This window comes from Pseudomonas sp. PDM04 (assembly GCF_014851765.1).
Taxonomy (GTDB): domain Bacteria; phylum Pseudomonadota; class Gammaproteobacteria; order Pseudomonadales; family Pseudomonadaceae; genus Aquipseudomonas.
The window spans coordinates 1,058,437-1,078,000 of the sequence record NZ_JACVAI010000002.1 but is presented as its reverse complement, the minus strand read 5'-3'; the positions used below and the strand labels follow the sequence as shown (position 1 = coordinate 1,078,000).

Annotated in this window: 20 protein-coding genes; 9 read left to right on the top strand and 11 right to left on the bottom strand. The window is 60.0% G+C overall.

All coding sequences use genetic code 11. The annotated features are described in order from the left end of the window. Positions 1 to 9: 9 nt before the first annotated feature. Positions 10 to 774: an AraC family transcriptional regulator gene (locus tag IB249_RS11870; protein ID WP_192304753.1), complete on the bottom strand. Its 765-nt coding sequence runs from the start codon at positions 772 to 774 to the stop codon at positions 10 to 12. A gap of 92 nt (positions 775 to 866) precedes the next feature. Between IB249_RS11870 and IB249_RS11865 the strand changes: the two genes are divergently transcribed. The 5 genes from IB249_RS11865 (at position 867) to queC (ending at position 5,651) form a co-directional block, all read left to right on the top strand. Then, the gene (locus tag IB249_RS11865) at positions 867 to 2,000 is read left to right on the top strand and encodes an MFS transporter (protein ID WP_192304750.1); all 1,134 of its coding nucleotides are present in this window, start codon (positions 867 to 869) and stop codon (positions 1,998 to 2,000) included. A 165-nt stretch (positions 2,001 to 2,165) separates the two neighbouring features. Beyond that, positions 2,166 to 2,516 (top strand): hypothetical protein, encoded by a 351-nt coding sequence (locus IB249_RS11860; protein WP_192304749.1) that lies wholly within the window; start codon positions 2,166 to 2,168, stop codon positions 2,514 to 2,516. 193 nt (positions 2,517 to 2,709) lie between these two features. Then, positions 2,710 to 3,129 carry a PAS domain-containing protein gene (locus IB249_RS11855; RefSeq protein WP_192304747.1) on the top strand — a complete coding sequence of 140 codons (420 nt, stop codon included), beginning with the start codon at positions 2,710 to 2,712 and terminating at the stop codon, positions 3,127 to 3,129. Between the two features lie 6 nt (positions 3,130 to 3,135). Beyond that, positions 3,136 to 4,686: a sulfite reductase flavoprotein subunit alpha gene (locus IB249_RS11850; RefSeq protein WP_192304745.1), complete on the top strand. Its 1,551-nt coding sequence runs from the start codon at positions 3,136 to 3,138 to the stop codon at positions 4,684 to 4,686. Between the two features lie 275 nt (positions 4,687 to 4,961). Beyond that, positions 4,962 to 5,651 carry a 7-cyano-7-deazaguanine synthase QueC gene (queC, locus tag IB249_RS11845; RefSeq protein ID WP_192304743.1) on the top strand — a complete coding sequence of 230 codons (690 nt, stop codon included), beginning with the start codon at positions 4,962 to 4,964 and terminating at the stop codon, positions 5,649 to 5,651. Between the two features lie 46 nt (positions 5,652 to 5,697). Here queC and IB249_RS11840 read toward each other — a convergent pair whose 3' ends face one another. Together IB249_RS11840 and IB249_RS11835 are read right to left on the bottom strand one after the other, a co-directional pair. Beyond that, complete coding sequence (locus IB249_RS11840; protein ID WP_192304741.1) at positions 5,698 to 6,576, bottom strand: queuosine precursor transporter; 879 nt, start codon at positions 6,574 to 6,576, stop codon at positions 5,698 to 5,700. Next, positions 6,563 to 7,165 carry a helix-turn-helix transcriptional regulator gene (locus IB249_RS11835; RefSeq protein WP_192304739.1) on the bottom strand — a complete coding sequence of 201 codons (603 nt, stop codon included), beginning with the start codon at positions 7,163 to 7,165 and terminating at the stop codon, positions 6,563 to 6,565. The genes IB249_RS11840 and IB249_RS11835 overlap by 14 nt, the downstream gene beginning before the upstream one ends. Positions 7,166 to 7,579: 414 nt before the next feature. Here IB249_RS11835 and IB249_RS11830 point away from each other — a divergent pair, with 414 nt between their 5' ends. From IB249_RS11830 to IB249_RS11815, 4 genes are all read left to right on the top strand, one after another. After that, the gene (locus IB249_RS11830) at positions 7,580 to 7,897 is read left to right on the top strand and encodes a DUF6124 family protein (RefSeq protein WP_192304737.1); all 318 of its coding nucleotides are present in this window, start codon (positions 7,580 to 7,582) and stop codon (positions 7,895 to 7,897) included. A 182-nt stretch (positions 7,898 to 8,079) separates the two neighbouring features. After that, positions 8,080 to 9,183 (top strand): polyamine ABC transporter substrate-binding protein, encoded by a 1,104-nt coding sequence (locus tag IB249_RS11825; protein WP_192304735.1) that lies wholly within the window; start codon positions 8,080 to 8,082, stop codon positions 9,181 to 9,183. A 30-nt stretch (positions 9,184 to 9,213) separates the two neighbouring features. Then, a complete protein-coding gene (locus IB249_RS11820) occupies positions 9,214 to 10,632 on the top strand; it encodes an aminotransferase (protein ID WP_192304733.1) in 1,419 nt (472 codons plus the stop codon). Between the two features lie 53 nt (positions 10,633 to 10,685). Further along, the gene (locus tag IB249_RS11815) at positions 10,686 to 11,525 is read left to right on the top strand and encodes a LuxR family transcriptional regulator (RefSeq protein ID WP_225606904.1); all 840 of its coding nucleotides are present in this window, start codon (positions 10,686 to 10,688) and stop codon (positions 11,523 to 11,525) included. Between the two features lie 92 nt (positions 11,526 to 11,617). Here IB249_RS11815 and paaZ read toward each other — a convergent pair whose 3' ends face one another. The 8 genes from paaZ to paaA form a co-directional block, all read right to left on the bottom strand. After that, positions 11,618 to 13,687 carry a phenylacetic acid degradation bifunctional protein PaaZ gene (gene paaZ, locus IB249_RS11810; RefSeq protein ID WP_192304729.1) on the bottom strand — a complete coding sequence of 690 codons (2,070 nt, stop codon included), beginning with the start codon at positions 13,685 to 13,687 and terminating at the stop codon, positions 11,618 to 11,620. Positions 13,688 to 13,717: 30 nt separating this feature from the next. Beyond that, on the bottom strand, positions 13,718 to 15,364 hold the full coding sequence (locus IB249_RS11805) for a cation acetate symporter (RefSeq protein ID WP_192304727.1): 1,647 nt from the start codon (positions 15,362 to 15,364) through the stop codon (positions 13,718 to 13,720). Continuing rightward, positions 15,361 to 15,669: a DUF485 domain-containing protein gene (locus IB249_RS11800; RefSeq protein WP_192304725.1), complete on the bottom strand. Its 309-nt coding sequence runs from the start codon at positions 15,667 to 15,669 to the stop codon at positions 15,361 to 15,363. Before IB249_RS11800 ends, IB249_RS11805 begins: the two co-directional genes overlap by 4 nt. 171 nt (positions 15,670 to 15,840) lie before the next feature. Then, a complete protein-coding gene (paaE, locus tag IB249_RS11795; RefSeq protein WP_192304723.1) occupies positions 15,841 to 16,917 on the bottom strand; it encodes a 1,2-phenylacetyl-CoA epoxidase subunit PaaE in 1,077 nt (358 codons plus the stop codon). Between the two features lie 33 nt (positions 16,918 to 16,950). Continuing rightward, positions 16,951 to 17,484, bottom strand: coding sequence for a 1,2-phenylacetyl-CoA epoxidase subunit PaaD (gene paaD / locus IB249_RS11790; protein ID WP_192304722.1), 534 nt, complete (start codon positions 17,482 to 17,484; stop codon positions 16,951 to 16,953). After that, entirely contained in the window at positions 17,471 to 18,232 is a 762-nt protein-coding gene (gene paaC / locus IB249_RS11785; protein WP_192304720.1) for a 1,2-phenylacetyl-CoA epoxidase subunit PaaC, read from the bottom strand. The genes paaD and paaC overlap by 14 nt, the downstream gene beginning before the upstream one ends. A gap of 8 nt (positions 18,233 to 18,240) precedes the next feature. Beyond that, positions 18,241 to 18,522, bottom strand: coding sequence for a 1,2-phenylacetyl-CoA epoxidase subunit PaaB (gene paaB / locus IB249_RS11780; RefSeq protein WP_007943393.1), 282 nt, complete (start codon positions 18,520 to 18,522; stop codon positions 18,241 to 18,243). A 28-nt stretch (positions 18,523 to 18,550) separates the two neighbouring features. After that, complete coding sequence (gene paaA, locus IB249_RS11775) at positions 18,551 to 19,540, bottom strand: 1,2-phenylacetyl-CoA epoxidase subunit PaaA (RefSeq protein WP_192304718.1); 990 nt, start codon at positions 19,538 to 19,540, stop codon at positions 18,551 to 18,553. Positions 19,541 to 19,564 lie beyond the last annotated feature (24 nt).

Genomic DNA, 19,564 nt, shown 5'->3' with positions numbered 1-19,564 from the left:
GTCAGGTGCCTAATTCAACCAGGCGCCCGGAGTGACACCGGTCATGGCCTTGAAGAACGCGATGAATGCGCTGTCGCTGGCAAATCCCAATTCGAAAGCGCTGTAACTGATGGTTCGTCCGGTCGCGAGCAATTCAATGGCTCGCATCAACCGCCACTGTTGTCGCCATTGCTGATAGCTCATGCCGGTTTCGCGCTGGAAAATCCGGCCGATGGTGCGGCCGCTGGCGCCTATTTGCGCTTGCAATGCCTGAAGTTCGGGAGGCAACCGATCGAGGGATTCGAGCAGCGGTGCCAGGCGTTTGTCCCACGGCAGCGGCAGCAGCATGGGTTGCTGCGCAGCGTCGCGAATTTCGCCGAGGCACAGGCCCAGCAAATGAAAGAATTTGCCCTGCTGCCAATCCGTGTCGAAGTCGCAGAAGGCCATTGGCTCCAACACCGCGTGCAGCAACGCGCTGACTTCCATCACGCAGACGTGTTGCGGCAGCTCGGCGCACAAGGCCGGTGTCAGGTAGATCGAGCGGTAGTCGACACTCTGTTGCATGACGGCACGGTGACGCACTCCCGACGGAATCCACGCGGCGCGAGAAGGCGGCAGCAGGCATAACTGCTGGGCCAGCGTAATGCGCATACAGCCCTGGCGGGTGAACAACAGCTGGCCGCGCTGATGTTGATGCAGGCCCGAATCGTGATTGCCGAGCGTGGCAGCGATACCGATAACCGGTGCTGTAAACGCATCAGGGTCGAACCGTGCGCGGGAATCCAGCCAAGCCATGTTTGTCCGATCTCATCGATTTATTGTCCTGATTTCGATAATACGTCAGCTGGTGCTCCACTAGGCTGCTCTCTTTTTCTGAGAGCGAAGCCATGACGAATCACACTCCACTGCGGGTAATGGCCATTGCCTTGCTGATGTTCACGCAGCTGGCGCAAACCCTCTATAGCCCGGCGCTGACCAACATTGGCCAGGTGTTTTGCGTCGGGCCACACACCGCTGGGCGAATGCTGTCGGTATTTTTCCTGGCGTTCGCCTCAGGCGTGGTGACGTGGGGCCTGCTCTGCGATCGGATCGGCCGGCGGCCTTCGATGCTGTCGGGGTTGGCCCTGTACGCGGTGGCCTCGGTACTGGCGATGAGGGTCAGCACCTTCAACGGGTTGCTGGCCGCGCAGGCGCTGGCTGCGTTCGGTGCAGCAGTGGGCTCGGTGGTGACACAGACCGTGTTGCGCGACCGGTTCAAAGGCGCGGACCTGGCACAGGTGTTTTCGGTGATCGGCATCGCGCTCGCGGTCAGTCCGGCGATTGGACTGTTCGTCGGCGCGAGCCTGGTCCAGGGCTTCGGTTATCGGGGTGTGGCGGGGGGCCTGTTGCTGTTGTCGTCGGCGTTGGCGCTGGGCTGCCTGTTCGCCTTGCCGGAAACACGGCCGCAGCGAATGCCGATACCGCCTTTGTTCGAAACGCTCGGGCGCATGCTGGGCGATCTGCAGATATGGCGGTCGGCGTCACTGGTGGCGCTTTTCAATGTGGCCCTGTTCAGCTACTACAGCCTGGGCCCTTTCGAGTTTCAGCGCTTGGGCTTGAACGCGCAGTGGTTCGGCTACAGCGGTGTGATCCTGGCGCTGGCTTCAGGTCTCGGCGCCTGGCTCAACAAATGCCTGCTTCGGCGCGGCCTCGACGGCTCACAGTTGATTCGCCTGGCGGCGGGGTTGGCGTTGTCTGGCGGGATCGGCGTATGGCTGCTTCAGGGCAGCGTCCTGTTCGTGTTGGCGATGCTGCCGGTGGTGTTGGCTTTCGGCATGGCCATCCCGAACATTCTGGGGACTGCGTTGGGCCGTTACACCGATCGATTGGGAACTGCCGGCGCGCTGTTCGGTTTGCTGTATTACCTGTTGATGGGCGGTGGGCTGATGTTGGCGGTCTGGGCCCAGGCACTGGGTGAAGTGTTGCTCGCCTGCGGTGCGCTGGCAGGTTTGCTGACGTTTAAGACCCAACCCGCTGCCTGACCGCTCAAGGGCTAGTCATAATGACAATTGCGTAGTCTTAATGACTTTATTTGCTTGTTGTCATATCGACATCGTGTTTGTTCAAGCTACTGAAATATATGAAATAAAAAGTTGGCACGGTTAATGGAGTGCTTAGGGCAACCCCAACCCAAGCAGGAATTGATCATGACTCGTACCATCCCCTTCAGCTTCACCCTCTGCCTGTTGTTCTCCCCCTTGTGCATGGCCGATCAAGTGGTTCGCGAAGTGCCGGATACCACGGCCGGCAAAGGTGCCGGTGTGGTCACCGGGTTGATGGTCGGCGCCGTGGGCGGCCCGATCGGCGCGCTGATCGGTGCCGGTGCCGGGTTCTTCGCCGGCAGCTCGGTACAGGAGGCGGCCGGCCTGACAGAAACCGCTTATGAAGTGAAAGACGCTCAGGGCGACGTCAGCACCGTTCGTTCGCCCAACGCCCGTTTCGAACCCGGCCAGCAGGTGACTCGCAAAGGTTCGCGCCTGCAGTCGCAGGAAAGCTGAGCCCGGTGCCCGCGCCGTTTCATCCCGAACTCCTTTTTAGGATCCGCTCGTGGATCGGATCCTTTTTTTCTCAGCGCCATCCGCAGTCAGTGATATTAACTGATTGATTTATAAAGACTAAAAGCAGTAATGCGGTGCGTTGGCCAGACCTGAAATCACTGTCGCCATTTTCAATCAATCGAGGGGTAACACAATGCAAGCCATCAACGCCAAAGTCTTGAGCGCACTGGAAAACGTCATGGTGATCTCCACCACCGACCTGCAAGGCAACATCACTTACGTCAACGATCTGTTCTGCAAGCTGACCGGTTACACCCGTGAAGAGCTGGTGGGCCAGCCGCACAGCCTCGTGCGCCATCCTGCCGTGCCCAAGAGCACCTACAAGCAGATGTGGGACACCATCAAGAAAGGCGAAATCTGGACCGGCGTGATCCCCAACGTGGGCAAGGGCGGCGGCCTGTATGTGGTCGATACCACGGTGCAGCCGCTGTTCGACGAGCAGGGCAACATCGTCGAGTACATCAGCATTCGCCGGGTGATCAACGACCTGATGAGCGACTTCGAAGGCCTGGAGTTTTCCAAGGAAACTTTCGACGAACACTACGACAGGTAAGCGGCCATGCCAGCTTTAATCGAACGCATCGTGATCGGTTATGGCTCTGAGTCCGGCAATGCCCGAGGGTTGACGCAACGCCTGTTGCGTCTGCCTTGCTTGCAGCCGTACGAATTGGCCGTGCAGGATCTCAACGCCCTGAAGCTCGATAGCTTGACCCCGCGGGACCTGCTGATCATCGTGTGCAGCTCCTTCGGTGACGGCGAACCCCCGGGCAATGCCGATTGCTTCATGGATCAACTGAACGAGTTCGCATCGTTGATCGACCAGCCTTATGCAATCTTCGGCCTGGGCGACACCGCCTACCCGACGTTCTGCGGCTACAGCAAGCTGCTGGACGCCACGCTCCTGCAGAAACAGGCCAAGTCCTGGATCAATCGCGTCGACGCGGACACCGATTTCGAGGGCTTTTTCGACACCTGGTGCGCCACGCTCGAAGCGGTGCTCAAGGGCGACTGGCGTGCCGGCAGCACCTTGAATCTGCAAGTCACCGCCTACGGTGAAAAGGCCACCTGGCCGGCGCGGGTGATCTCGCGAACCCGGCTCAATGGCACGGCGCCTTACGCCTGGCAGGTGCGTCTGGACATCGAAGGCAGCGGCATCAAGTACCGCGCCGGCGACAACCTTTATGTGCTGGCGCACAACGATGAGCAACTGCTGGTGCAAGTGGGTAAGTGGTTCGGCCGCGACGATGCCCGCAGGTTGCTCGCCGACAAGGAGCTGCGCCAACTGAGCAAGTCGATGCTGCGCGATATCGCCAAGGTCAGCCAGCATGAAACCTTGAAAGGCCTGTTGAAGGTCTGCAACCGCAAAGAGCTGGAGGCCTACCTGTATGGCCGGGACCTGCTCGATGTGCTCAATGATTTCTGTGAGCCTGACCAATTGAGTGTGGAAGACCTGGTCGAGTGGCTGCCCGATGTGCTGCCACGGGCGTATTCGATTGCCTCCCACGACAACCCCGGTTACGTGGACCTGTGCATCCGTGAAGTCGCCTATGACATGGCTGGCCGTTCGCGTACCGGCACCGCCACCGGGCACCTGGTCGGGCCGCATCCCGAGGCCCGGGTGTTTGTGCGCAGCAACCCGCCGTTCCACCTGCCACGCCAGGTCGAGCACCCGGTGATCATGATCGGGACCGGCACGGGCATCGCACCGTTGATAGCCCTGCTGGAGCAGATCGAGCAGCAGAACAGCCCGGCGCAAAGCTGCCTGATCTTCGGCGACCGCCGTCGGGCGTCGGACTTCCTCTATCAGTCACGCCTGGAAAAATGGCAGACCAGCGGGGTACTGGATACGCTCGTCACGGCGTTTTCGAGGGATGGCGAGAGTCGCTACTACGTGCAGGATGCCATGCTCGAACACGGCGCCTACCTGTGGGCACTGCTCAACCAGGGCGCGCATTTGTACGTCTGTGGCAACAAAAGCAACCTGGAACGGGCCATTGACGCGGCGCTGGTCAACATCGCCATGACCTTTGGCCACCTCAGCGAGGAGGTGGCGCAGACATTCGTCGCCGACCTGGCGAGCACCCATCGCGTCCACAAAGAACTGTATTGAAGCTTCCCGTTTTGACGCGTGGACGAGCCGCAACTCGTCTGCGCGTCTTTTTTTGCAGGGCCCCCTATAGGAGCGAGCTTGCTCGCGAAAAATGCCCGACCCACGCGGGTGTCCTGGCAGCCCGCGTCACTGTTGACGTCCATCGATGTAGTAACGAAATGACACAAACAGAAATCGGAGACAGCTACTTGGGAAGCTTCCCACAGCAAAAATCTTATCTTCCCGGTAGGGTCAACGCCCCGGTTACCACCCGGCTACCCAAGGAAGAACAAATCATGAACAAAAAGGCCGTTATCGTCTTTAGCGGTGGACAAGACTCCACCACGTGCTTGATCCATGCCTTACCGATGTACGATGAAGTTCATTGCCTCACATTCGATTATGGCCAACGCCATCGTGCGGAAATTGACGTTGCACAACAGCTTTCAAAGCGACTGGGTGTGAAGGTGCATAAAGTGCTGGACACCTCTTTGCTTAACGAACTGGCCGTTAGCAGCTTGACGCGTGACAACATTCCAATTGCACGAAGCACAAGGGCGGGGGTACCTGCTACCTTCGTACCTGGCAGAAATATCCTGTTTTTAACCTTGGCTTCTATTTACGCCTATCAAGTGGGTGCTGAAGCGGTGATTACAGGGGTGAGTGAAGCGGAGAGCTCGGGTTACCCTGATTGTAGTGATGAGTTTGTCAGCGTGCTGAACGATGCTGTCAAGTTGGGCATGGATTACAACTTGAGAATTGAAGCGCCACTGATGTGGCTGAACAAGGCTGAGACGTGGGCGTTGGCCGAATATCACAACCAATTTGAGCTGGTTCGTTATCACACGTTGACTTGCTATAACGGAGTGATGGGAAGTGGGTGTGGTGATTGTGATGCGTGTGGTTTAAGGTCTGGTGGATTGAGTCGATTTTTGCAGGGTAGGGCAGAGGCCATGGATCATATGAAATTCAAATTGGGATTATAGAAGTCGGCTACCGGAGGAGTGCCGATGGACTGCATTCCTTCGTGTTTTATGCCGTTTTAGCTTCGATTATGTACTTTTTGATCAACGATCTTGCGCCGTACGCGGGCAGGATATTGAAAAGGGCAAAGCACATTTTTATAGCTATTTGTACGTAAACTATTTTCAAAATTTCTTCATTTTGCATTGTTCCGTGAAAGGCAATGAAGCAAAAAATGAAGCTGTCAATGATCACGGCGAAAAAAGTGCTGAGGAAAACCCGCAAGAAAAGGAATCTCGAGTTGGTAAGCTCTTTTATTCTGCACAGAAGGTAAGAGTTCACGTATTCGGAAAGGAGAAAGGAAATACACGATGCTATCAATGCCGAAGAGACATGTGTAATAACATCACTGTAGGCACCGTCAAGATTCCAGCCATGCAGGCCGGGAAGGAAGCGGGTGCCATTCAGTAGCATCACGATTAACGCATTGCTCGCAAAAGAAAACAGGATGGCTCGCCTCGCGAGCCTGATACCGTAAGATTCATTAAGTATGTCAACCACTAAAAAAGTCAGTGGATAAAGGAACACACCAGGAGTGACGACAATGTCAAGCGGTTGGATATAGACAAGTTTAGTGGCGGCGATATTGGTAAATACATACAGCGCAAAAAGAGTCAAGTTGAGTACGACGTAAATCATCCATGACCTTTCGTGCCGGTCATTGATCTCATAGGTGGTTAACGCCGCACCGTCAGAATAGTATTTTCGGTATATATTTTTTATTTCCGATTTGCTCAAGTTGTCAATTATTTCACTTCGTAAGACCTCATCAAGTTTTATTTTTATTATTTTTCCCGTTGAAATTATCATGAGCACGGCCAGATTTTTGTGCTTTTCAAAGCCTAGCAGTTTATATTTGCTGTTATCGAGGTCGTTACTGTTTCCCATTGAATCTTTCCTCAATGACTTCTCCAACGATGCAGGTGCGTGCTTGATCGAAGTGGGTGCTTTCGCTCAAGATTATTTTGCTGGTCGCTTTCTCGTATCCCAGTTTAATGCCGCTTCCATTGGTCAAACCTCTCTTTACAATTAAAATATCTCCGGGTTCATTCATTCCGCTGATCTCGTTTTCGAGAAGCACGCCGATGACGTTACTGGCGGCGCCAAAGTAATAAGTCAGAGGGTGGGCAATAGTCAGTTCACCAATTTTTTTGTTCAGGCTCTGAATTAACAAACGCTCTCTGATAACCGGGACTGCTGCGGGGTTCATATTTCCATTTGGCGAGAGGCTGCTTTCTATTGTTTCCTTTTCCTCAAAGTCAATGGTTTCGATCTCTTTATATGAGACACCAAAAAAATCAGATATTTTTCTTACGGTAGATTGTTGGGCGTGGACAACCCTTCCTTCCAGTATGTTGTAGATGGTTGTCCGAGTGAGTCCACTGGAATTGCACAACGAAAGCTGGGTCTCGCCACGGCTCTTGATAAGATACCGTATGTTGTTTTTAAGTTTTTCTGTTCTGTCTTTTTTGTGCATTGAATTTCTACCATCTATTGCTGTTGCCTTAGAGGTCGAGTGTGACTGTTGGCCCCTTTTTTGGACGCATCCTACACATGTTGATTCGGGTAAAAAATTAAAATTTTCCAATGGGTCTGATGCGTGTGGGAATTTTTTATTATGTGTTCGGTTGCTGGTATATATATGTAAGAAATGCCCTACAAATATTTGGTTTCCGATCCTACAGTAATGGAGAGGTTTGAATGTGGCTGGCTGATAAGTGCGTTTTATTGCATTGGAGGAGTGTCATTTAATTAGACATATGTATATTTATTTGATTAATTGACTGTGTTTTTCTTAAGAATAAATCCCCCATCTGTCCTGTACGACCATCAGTCAGTTTGATTGAGAGCAAGTGACAGGCGATTTTTCTACCTTGCAAGGAGCTCCGTCATGAAAAAGACTTCACCACCCGTCACCGAACAGCTCGTCAATGTTCCCCTTCGCCATAACAACCTTCCTGGATCTGCCAGCCATTTCTTCGCTGTCGTACCCGACGTCGACACCGAGTCCATGCTCTGTCATGCCTCAGAAACCCTGGCATGCCTAAGCGTCATGGCCACCGATCTGGCTCGTGAGTTGGAAGGACCGCGCCGCCATATGATTTTGGCTATTCAACAACTGTCCGCGCTGGGTGAATTGTTGGTCAATCGTGTGTTGGACAACCTGGAGCCCCCACATGGACCTTCTGACGTACCGCCCCACTGTTAGCGTCATCGTTAACGACCATTGTCGTAACGCCGGCCGGAGCAGGCTCGCTCCCACAAGGGAACCCGGACACCTGTGGGGGCGGGCACACACCCATTCGGGGTATGGCGCCTCGCGTCGAATCCGCCAATAGTGGATTCACCTGCTCATCCAGAGCCGAACTCGCTTGATAAGGTGGATTTGCTATGCGCAAGGCCCTCACAGTGATTTCCAGCTTTTTTCTCGTTTCCCTGCTGATCCACGCCCAGGCCGCCGAGGTGGACGACAGTAAAACCCTCAGGCTCTACAACTGGGCGGATTACATCGGTGAAAACACCCTGGCGGATTTCGAGAAAGCCACCGGCATCAAGGTCATCTACGACACGTTCGACGCCTATGAAACCGTCCAGGCCAAGTTGCTCACCGGCCACTCCGGTTATGACCTGGTGGTGCTCAATGCGTCGCTGGCACCGCCACTGATCAAGGCCGGGGTGTTCCAGCCACTGAATAAAAAACTGCTGCCGGGTTGGGCCAACCTCGATGACAAAGTGCTGCAGGACATGCAGGGCTTCGATGCCGGCATGCAGTATTCCGCGCCTTACACCTGGGGCAGCAACGGCATCACCTACAACGTCGACAAGATCAGGGAGCGCATGCCCGACGCGCCGATCGGGTCGCTGGCGATGATCTTCGATCCGAAGATCGTGTCGCGTTTCGCCGACTGCGGCGTCACCCTGGTGGACGCCCCGACCGAAGTCATACCCCTGGCCCTGAAGTACCTGGGGCGCGACCCGCGCAGTGCGGCGCCGGCGGACCTGAAGGCGGCGCAGGAGTTGCTGCTGTCGGTGCGGCCCTACATTCGCAAGTTCGACTCGGTCAACTACCTGACCAGCCTGCCCAACGGCGATGTGTGCATGGCCATGACCTGGTCCGGCGACTACGCGACCGCCATGGCCCGCGCCGAAGAAGCCAAATTGAAGATCAACCTGGCGTACTTCATTCCCCGGGAAGGCTCCCTGATCTGGTTTGACAACCTGTACATCCCGGCCGATGCCCCGCATGTGACCAACGCGCACAAGTTCCTCGACTTTCTGATGAAGCCGCAGGTGATGGCCGATGTGACGGATTACATCCATTACGCCAACAGCAACGCGGCCGCGACGCCGTTGCTGGAGGCCGATGTGCGCAACAACCCCGCCATCTATCCCGATGAGGAAACCCGTCAGCGGCTGTTTCCGCAAAAGACCCAGGACCCCAAGGATATGCGCGCCATCACGCGGGTCTGGAGCACGGTGAAAAGCGGGATCTGATCGTTCAACCCTTCGGTTCGAGGTTTTCGTATGGCTACTCCCACTCATGACGTACTGTCCGCCGCCGATGCATCGCGGCTGGTCAAGGCCGACAAGGCGCACTACATGCACGGCTATCACATGTTCGACGAGCATGCCGAGCAGGGCTCGCTGAACATCGTGGCCGGTGACGGCGCCTACATCTACGACACCCAGGGCAACCGCTTTCTCGATGCCGTCGGCGGCATGTGGTGCACCAACATCGGCCTGGGCCGCGAGGAAATGGCACTGGCCATTGCCGACCAGGTGCGGCAGCTGGCCTATTCGAACCCGTTTTCCGACATGTCCAACAACGTCGCCATCCAGTTGTGCGAGAAACTCGCCAGCCTGGCGCCGGGGGACCTCGACCATGTGTTTTTGACCACGGGCGGGTCGACTGCCGTGGACACCGCCTACCGGCTGATCCAGTACTACCAGAACTGCCGTGGCAAACCGGACAAGAAGCATGTCATCGCGCGCTTCAACGCCTATCACGGCTCGACCACGCTGACCATGTCGATCGGCAACAAGGCCGCCGACCGCGTGCCGGAGTTCGATTACGCCAACGACCTGATTCATCACGTCTCGAACCCCAACCCCTACCGCGCGCCGGCGGGGATGGACGAAGCGCAGTTCCTCGAGTTCCTGGTGCAGGAGTTCGAAGACAAGATCCGGGCCATCGGCGCCGACAAGGTCGCCGGTTTCTTCGCCGAGCCGATCATGGGGTCTGGCGGCGTGATCATTCCGCCCAAGGGCTATCTCAAGCGCATGTGGGAGGTCTGCCAGCGCTACGACATTCTGTTTGTCGCCGATGAAGTGGTGACCTCCTTCGGCCGCCTGGGCAAGTTCTTCGCGTCTTACGATGTGTTCGAGGTCCAGCCTGACATCATCACCACGGCCAAGGGTCTGACTTCCGCGTACCTGCCGCTGGGCGCCTGCATTTTTTCCGAGCGAATCTGGAAAGTCATTGCCGAGCCGGGCAAGGGTCGTTGCTTCACCCACGGCTTCACCTACAGCGGCCATCCGGTGTGCTGCACGGCGGCGTTGAAGAACATCGAGATCATCGAGCGGGAAAATCTGCTGGCGCATGTCGAGGTGGTCGGCACCTACCTGGAACAGCGCCTGGCCACCCTCAGCGACCTGCCGCTGGTGGGCGATGTGCGATGCGAGAAGTTGATGGCCTGCGTGGAATTCGTCGCCGACAAGCGCACCAAGGCGCTGTTTGCCGACGAGATCAACATCGGTGAGCGCATTCATTCCCGTGCGCAGGCCCGGGGCCTGCTGGTGCGGCCGATCATGCACCTCAACGTGATGTCGCCGCCGCTGATCCTGACGCACGCCCAGGTGGATGAAATCGTCGAGACGTTGCGCGTCTGCATCCTTGAAGTGGCGGCCGAGCTTGAACAAAGCGGCCAGTATGGCGGCCAATGAGTTTGAGCGATCGCCGGTTACGGGGCCCCGGTTCACCCGCTAGACTGCGGGGCATGAGCAAACCCAACGACGACACACTGATTGCCTTGCCCTTCGGCGCCTTGCACAAATGGCATGGCGAGCTGCGCAAGGCCTTCGCCCATATCGACGAGCCCGACGCGCTGCACCATCTGGCGTGCGCGTTCGGGCACCTGGTGTCGATCGAGTCGGTGATGATCAGCCTCGAACACAGGGACCGCGCGCCGCAGTTGCTGTACCAGCAGGGCATCCCGGAGCAATACCGGGTGGCGTTGCTGGAGCGCTATTTTTCCGTGGGCTACCTGCTCGACCCGTTTTGCCTGGCCGTGGAGCAGGGCCTGGCCGAGGGCTTTTATCACCTGGAGGAAATTGCCCCGGATCACTTTTTCGACAGCGAGTACTACAAGACCTACTACCTGAAGGCGGGCAGCTCCGAGGACAGTTTTTACCTGGTGGATACCGGCCATGACACGCAGATTTCCGTGAGCCTGTTCCAGGGGTTTGGCGGGCAGAGCCTGCGGGTCGAACAACTGAACCTGTTGCGGGCCGTCGAGCCTCTGGTGCGCGAGCTCATCGCCGAGTTTGGCCGGCGGGGCTTGCCGCAGCGTGCTGATCACGAAGCCGGCGGGCGTGACGATCTCAAGCAGCGGGTGCAGTCGGCATTCGAGCATTTCGGCAGCGACGTGCTCACCGAGCGCGAGCGGGAAGTGGCGCACATGGTGCTTCGAGGGCATTCGGTGAAGTCCACGGCCAGCCAGTTGAACATCTCGCCGGAGACGGTGCGCATGCACCGCAAGAATTTGTACCTGAAGCTGGAGGTCGGTTCGCAGTCGGAGTTGTTTGCGCTGTTTATCGAGTGGTTGCGCCGGCATTGATGGCCCCTCGCGAGCAGGCTCGCTCCCACAGGTGCTTGGGTGGGAGCGGGTTTGCCCGCGATGAGGCCAGCCGGTTCGGCACAAGCTCGTAATCAGTCCTCGCGCTTGACCACCAGGGTCAGGATGTCGTAACTGGCCACCAACTCGCCCAGCTGGTTGGTGACTTCCACGTCCCACGCCACCACGCCTTGCGGGATGCCCTGCGGGCTCTTCTTGCCCTGGTCGATCTTGCGTTTGCAGGTCAGGCGCGCCTGGATGGTGTCGCCGATGCCCACCGGGTTGATGAAGCGCAGGGTGTCCAGGCCATAGTTGGCCAGCACCGGTCCTGGCGCGGGTGAAACGAACAGCCCGGCCGCCGCCGACAGCACGAAGTAACCGTGGGCGATGCGCTTGCCGAACTGCGACTCCTTGGCCGCGATGTCGTCGAAGTGCATGTAGAAGTGGTCGCCGGACAGGCAGCCGAAGTTCACCAGGTCGGCCTCGGTCACGGTGCGACGGTGGGTCAGCAGGGATTCGCCGATCTGCAGGTCCTGGAAGTACCGGCGGAAGGGGTGCACCTCGGTCTCGATGACGTTCGCGCCGCGCACGTATTCCCCGGTGACCGCTGCCAGCATGGTCGGCGAGCCCTGGACCGCCGCGCGTTGCAGGTAGTGTTTCACCGCACGCAGACCGCCGAGTTCTTCACCTCCGCCGGCACGACCCGGGCCGCCGTGCTTGAGTTGCGGCAATGGCGAACCGTGGCCGGTGGATTCGCCGGCGCAGTGGCGGTCCAGCACCAGCAGGCGTCCGTGCAGGGCCGCCGCCACCGGAATGGCCTTGGCGGCCACCTGCGGGTCTTTGGTCACCAGGCTGGCGACCAGGCTGCCCTTGCCGCGTGCGGCCAGCGCCAGTGCTTCATCCAGGTCGTCGTAGGCCATCAAGGTGCTGACGGGGCCGAACGCTTCGATGTCATGGGCGCCGCCTTCGGCATGCGGGTCACGGGCCTGCAACAGGGTCGGGGCGAAGAACGCGCCCTGGCTGACGTTTTCGCCACGGGGCTCGAAGCCGTCGCGGGCACCGAACAGCATGTCGCTGCTCTGCAGCAGGGTTTCCAGGCGCTCGGCCACGTCCTTCTGCTGATCGTGGGAGGCCAGTGCGCCCATGCGCACGCCTTCCACCGACGGGTCGCCGACCACCACCCTGGCCAGGCGCTCACGCAGGCGTTCGGCCACGGCATCCAGGTGTTTGGCCGGCACGATGGCGCGGCGGATGGCGGTGCATTTCTGCCCGGCCTTGGTGGTCATTTCCCGGGCGACTTCCTTGATGAACAGCTCGAACTCTTCGTCGTCCGGGGTGACGTCCGGGGCGAGGATCGCGCAGTTCAGCGAATCGGCCTCGGCGGTGAACGGCACCGAATGACGAATCAGGTTCGGGTTGACCCGCAGCTTGGCCGCGGTGTCGGCCGAACCGGTGAAGGTCACCACGTCCTGGCCTTGCAGGCGATCGAGCAGATCCCCGGTGCCGCCGATGATCAGTTGCAGGCTGCCCGCCGGCAACAGGCCGGACTCGTCCATCAGGCGCACCACGGCTTCGGTCAGGTAGCTGGTGGCGCTGGCCGGTTTGACGATGCACGGCATGCCGGCGAGAAAGCTCGGCGCGAATTTCTCCAGCATGCCCCAGATCGGGAAGTTGAAGGCATTGATGTGCACCGCCACGCCGCCGCGCGGCACCAGGATGTGCGTACCGGCGAAGGTGCCCGCCTTGCTCAGTTGCAGCGCCGGGCCTTCGTGGACCACGTTGCCCGACGGCAGCTCCCGGGAGCCGAGGCTGGCGTAGGTGAACAGCGTGCTGTTGCCGCCCTCGATGTCGATCCAGCTGTCGGCGCGGGTGGCACCGCTGTGGTGGGAGATGGCGTAGAGCTGTTCCTTGCGTTCGCTCAGGTACAGGGCCAGCGCCTTCAGGCGCTGGGCCCGTTGCTGGAAGTCCAGCGCCATCAGGCCGCTGACGCCCTGGCGACGGCCGTGTTCGATGGCTTCGGCGAAATCCGGACGCTCTTCGTGGGTGCGGGCGATTTCGTGCCCGTCGATGGCGCTGCGCAGAACCTGCGCGCCGTGTTGGCCGATCCAGCGACCGGCGATGAAACTTTGCAGGGTAGGGGCGTGCAAAACAGGTGAGGAGGACATCAGGATTGCTCCGTGTTATCGAACAGGGGATCAGTGGTTGCTGGCGCCCGAGGCGCCAATACCGGTCATCGAGCGGATGAACTGCGCCAGGTAGCGGCCGCGTTCGAGCGCCGCTCGCGGCGAGCTGTCGGTGACCGAGAACAGCCAGGCGCTGAAGAACGCCAGGCTCATGGAAAACAGTGCCGGGTTCGAGTACGGGAACAGGGCCTTGTCGTGATGCATGACGTTGACCCAGACCGCCGGGCTGAGCACCAGCAGGACGATGGCAGAGACCAGCCCCATCAGGCTGCCCATCACCGCGCCGCGGGTGGTCAGGCCTTTCCAGTACATCGAAAGGAACAGCACCGGGAAATTCACCGAGGCCGCGATGGCCAGCACCAGGCCGGAAAGGAAGGCGATGTTCTGCGATTCGAACAGCAGGCCGAGGATGATCGCCAGCACGCCGATGCACAGGGTGGCGATGCGTGACATGCGCATTTCCTGCTGTTCGCTGGCCTGGCCCTTGCGGATCACGCAGGCATACAAATCGTGGGACACCGCCGAGGCGCCCGACAGGGCCAGCCCGGCCACCACGGCGAGAATGGTGGCGAAGGCCACCGCCGAAATGAAACCGAGGAACAGGTTGCCGCCCACGGCTTGCGCCAGGTGCACGGCGACCATGTTGCCGCCGCCGATGATCGCGCCGCTGGCGTCGCGGAACGACGGCTCGGTGCCGACCATGACGATGGCGCCAAAGCCGACGACGATCAGCAGCAGGTAGAAATAACCGATGAAGCCCGTGGCGTAGAACACGCTTTTGCGCGCTTCCTTGGCATCGCTGACGGTGAAGAAACGCATCAGGATGTGCGGCAGGCCGGCGGTGCCGAACATCATGCCCAGCCCCAGGGAAATCGCATCGATCGGGTTCGACAGCAGGCCACCGGGCGCCATGATTGCCGTGCCCTTGGCGTGCACGGCGGTGGCGCCGGCGAACATCGCCTCGGTGCTGAAACCGAAATGCCTGAGCACCATGAACGCCATGAAGCTGGTGCCGAACAGCAGCATCACCGCCTTGATGATCTGCACCCAGGTGGTGGCGAGCATGCCGCCGAAGGTCACGTAGAACACCATCAACACGCCGACCAGCATCACGGCGTAGAGGTAGTCGATGCCGAACAGCAACTCGATCAGCTTGCCGGCGCCGACCATCTGCGCCACCAGGTACATCAGGGCCACGGTCAGCGTGCCGAAGGCCGAGGTCAGGCGCACCGGGGTCTGTTCCAGGCGATAGGAGACCACGTCGGCAAAGGTGTACTTGCCCAGGTTGCGCAGGCGTTCGGCGATCAGGAACAGGATGATCGGCCAGCCGGCCAGCACGCCCAGGGCATAGAGCAAACCGTCGTAGCCATTGAGGAACATCATCGCGGAGATGCCGAGGAACGAGGCGGCGGAGATCATGTCGCCGGCAATCGCCAGGCCATTCTGGAAACCGCTCATGCCACCGCCAGCGGTGTAGAAGTCGCTGGCCGAGCGGGTGCGCAATGCCGCCCAGCGCGTGACGCCGAGGGTGAACAGCACGAACACCAGGAACATGCCGATGGCGTTCCAGTTCAAGGGGCGGGACGTGCCTTCGGCGGCAACGGCCAGGTCGGTGACCACCGCCAGCGGCAGCAGGAACAGCGCGAGGAGGCGACTCATCGGGCGCACTCCTGCTTGAGTTTGTCGTTGAGCGGATCGATCACGTGGTTGGCGCGATAGACATAGAAGCCGGTCAGGGCGAACGCCAGCAGCACCATCACCACGCCCACCAGCATGCCCACCGACGTCACGCCGCCCTTCAGGGACTGGCCGAGAGTGGCGGGGGAGAAGGCCACCAGCAGGACAAAACCGAAATAGATCACCAGCATGATCAGCGACAGCGACCAGTAGAGCTTCTGTTTGCGGCGCACCAACTGGATGAAGTCGGGGTGCTGGCGGATGAGTTCTATGTCTTGTGGGGTCATGGCACGCTCTCGGTTGTTGTTTTTGTTGTGGGGTGAAACGGCGCGGTCCCTGTGGGAGCGAGCCTGCTCGCGATGGTCGTCAACGATGACGCGTGCCTTCTGGATAAACGCGTCGATCTCGGGAGCATCGCGAGCAGGCTCGCTCCCACAGTTTTTACAGCGCTGCGGGTTTCAGAGCTGATCGAAATCCAGGACCACTTTGTCGGTGATCGGAAACGCCTGGCACGACAGCACATAGCCGGCGGCGACTTCGTAGTCTTCCAGGGCGTGGTTGCTGTCCATTTCCACCTCGCCTTCGATGACTTTGCACTTGCAGGTCGAGCACACGCCGGCCTTGCACGAGTAGGGCAATTCGGCGCCCTGGGCGTTGCCGGCGTCGAGGATGCTCTGGCTGTTGCGCGGCAGGTCGAAAGCCAGGGCGCGGCCGTCGCTGATGACGGTGATCTGGCTGACGGCGGCGTCCACTTGCCGGGCGGCTTCGCGGGCCTCGCGTTTCTGCTGGCTGCCTGCGGCGGCGAACAGCTCGAAATGGATGCGTTCAGGCGCCAGGCCTTTGGCTTTGAGGCTGTCGCGCACGGTCTCGGTCATTTCCTGCGGGCCGCAGATGAAGGCGGCGTCGAGGGCTTTGACGTCGAGCCAGCGGCTGAACAGTTGCTCGCATTTCTCGGCATTGATCCGACCGTTGTACAGGTCGACGTCCTGCTGCTCGCGGCTGAACACGAAGATCAGGTTCAGGCGTTGCAGGTAGCGGTTCTTCAGGTCTTCGAGCTGTTCGCGAAACAGCGCACCGGAACTGGAGCGATTGCCATACAGCAGGGTGACGCGGCTGTGCGGTTCGGTTTCCAGGGTGGTCTTGATGATCGACAGGATCGGCGTGATGCCGCTGCCGGCGGCGACCGCCAGATAGTGGCCATGACGAGCCGGGTCGAGCTCGACATGGAAGTGCCCGGCCGGCGGCATGACTTCCAGGCTGTGCCCGACTTTCAGCTGCTCGTTGGCGAAGGCGGAAAAACGCCCGCCGGCGACGCGCTTGACTGCGATGCGCAGTTCGCCGTCATTGACCCCGGTGCAGATTGAATAGGAGCGGCGTACTTCCTCGCCGTCCAGCAGGGTGCGCATCACCAGGTGCTGGCCCTGGGTGAAGTGAAAGCTGTCCTGCAATGCCTGCGGAATCTCGAAGGCAATGGACACCGCGTCACGGGTTTCCGCGCGCACGTCCTTGATGGTCAGGCTGTGAAATTTGCTCATGCTTGTTCTCCAACTGGGACGGCCGAGCGCCGCTCAGATGCACTTGAAATAGTCGAACGGTTCGCGGCACTCGACGCAGCGATACAGGGCCTTGCACGCCGTGGAGCCGAACTCGCTGAGCACCTCGGTGTGGGCGCTGCCGCATTGCGGGCAGCGGATCACCGGGCTTTCGCCGAGCAGGCTGCGCTTGCTGGTGCTGCCCTCGGGCGGCGCGATGCCGTAGGCGCGCAGGCGTTCGCGGCCGCTGGCGCTGATCCAGTCGGTGGTCCACGCCGGGGTCAGCCGGCGTTCCAGTTGCGGCGCCCTGAAACCGGCGAGCTCCAGTGCGTCGCGGATGTCGCTTTCGATCACTTCGGTCGCCGGGCAGCCGGAGTAGGTCGGCGTGACCACCACGTGCAGATGCCCGGCCTGCCAGTCCAGGTCGCGGACGATGCCCAGGTCCACCACGCTGACCACCGGCACCTCCGGGTCCATGACCTCGGACAGGATCGCCCAGGCCGCGCCCAGGTCGGTCGGTTGTGCCGGCCGCGCCCCGAGGTCGCTGGCGATCAGCTCACCAGGTTGCATCGGGGTACGCTCGGGGCAGGAACTGCATTTCGGCCAGCAGGATGCCCAGGTGTTCGGTGTGCAGGCCTTTGCGCGCGTCCAGGTAGAAGTAGTTCGGCGCGGTCGGCACCGGCAGGGTGGCGCTGGCGAAGATCGCTTCGACGTTGGCTTGCCAGGCAGCGGCGGTCGTGGCGATGTCCGGGGTGATGCCGGCTTCGCACAGTCGTTGCTCGCTGTCATCGGCGGCGATCAGTTCAACGGTAAAGCGCCAGACTTCAGGGATGGCCGCGAGCATGCGCCGGTGGCTTTCCTCGGTGCCATCGCCCAGGCGTTCGACCCATTCGCCGGAGCGGCGCAGGTGATAGGTGACTTCCTTGACGGCCTTGGCGGCGATCCCGGCGATGCGCTCATCGCTGGACTGGCTCAGGCCCGTGAGCACCGGCAGGTGCCAGGCGTCATAGAGGAACTGCTTGAGGAGGGTCACCGCGTAGTCGCCGTTGGGTTGCTCCACCAACAGCAGGTTGCGATAGGCGCGCTCGTCGCGGCGGAACGCCAGGTGATCGGCGTCACGGCCGTCATCCAGCAGCTCGGCGGCGTACTCGAGCCAGTGGCGCGCCTGGCCGACGAGGTCGAGGCCGACGTTCATCAGCGCCAGTTCTTCTTCCAGTGCCGGAGCCTTGCCGCACCACTGGCACAGGCGCTGGCCCTGGATCAGGGCACTGTCGCCCAGGCGCAGCAGGTATTCGATCAGATCGGTCTTGTTGTTCATGGTCGACCTCACATGTGCCCGACTTCAGCCGGCAACTCGTAGAAGCTGGCGTGGCGATAGACCTTGTCGTCCGACGGATCGAACAACGGGTCCTTTTCGTCCGGTGACGAGGCGGTGATCAGGGCTGATGGCACCACCCACAGGCTCACGCCTTCGCTGCGCCGGGTGTAGAGCTCGCGCGCGTTCTCGATGGCCATGGTGGTGTCGGCGGCATGCACGCTGCCGACATGCTTGTGGTTGAGGCCGTGCTTACTGCGCACGAAGACTTCGAAGAGGGTCCACTCGGACATTTCAGTTACTCCACATCAGGTGGCCGGATCAGGCGGCGTTCTTGTTTTGTTTTTTGCGGGCGTGGGCAACGGCGGCTTCGCGCACCCAGGCACCGTCTTCAATGGCTTTGCGGCGGGTAGCGACGCGCTCGGTGTTGCACGGGCCGTTGCCCTTGAGCACCTCGTAGAACTCGCTCCACTGGATCTCGCCGAAGTCGTAGTGGCCCCGCTCGGCGTTCCACTTTAGGTCCGGGTCGGGGCAGGTGCAGCCCAGCAGTTCCAGTTGCGGGATGGTCTGGTCGATGAAGCGCTGGCGCAGTTCGTCGTTGCTCTGGCGCTTGATCTTCCAGGCCATGGACTGGGCGCTGTTGGGCGAATGTTCGTCGCTGGGGCCGAACATCATCAGCGCCGGCCACCACAGGCGGTTGATCGCGTCCTGGACCATGTCTTTTTGCGCCTGATTGCCGTGGCGCATCATGGTCAGGAGGATTTCGTAGCCCTGGCGCTGGTGGAAGCTCTCTTCCTTGCAGATCCGGACCATCGCCCGGGAGTAGGGGCCATAGGAGGTGCGCTGCAGCACCACCTGATTGACGATGGCCGCGCCATCCACCAGCCAGCCCACGGCACCCATGTCGGCCCAGTTCAGCGTCGGGTAGTTGAAGATGCTCGAGTACTTGGCCTTGCCGCTGTGCAGTTTGGCGATTTCCTCATCGCGATCGGCGCCCAGGGTTTCCATGGCGCTGTACAGGTACAGGCCGTGGCCGGCTTCGTCCTGGATCTTCGCCATCAATTGCAGTTTGCGTTTGAGCGTGGGGGCGCGGGTGACCCAGTTGCCTTCGGGCAGCATGCCGACGATTTCGGAGTGAGCGTGCTGCGAGATCTGCCGGATCAGCGTCTGGCGATAGGCATCCGGCATCCAGTTCTTGGCTTCGATCTTGATTTCCGAATCGATTTTTTCCTGGAAGGCGCGTTCCTGTTCGGACATTTCCGACAGGTCCTTGATGCGCTTAACACCGGTTTCTACGAGCTGTGCGTACATGGGGGTCTCCCGCCTTGAATCTGA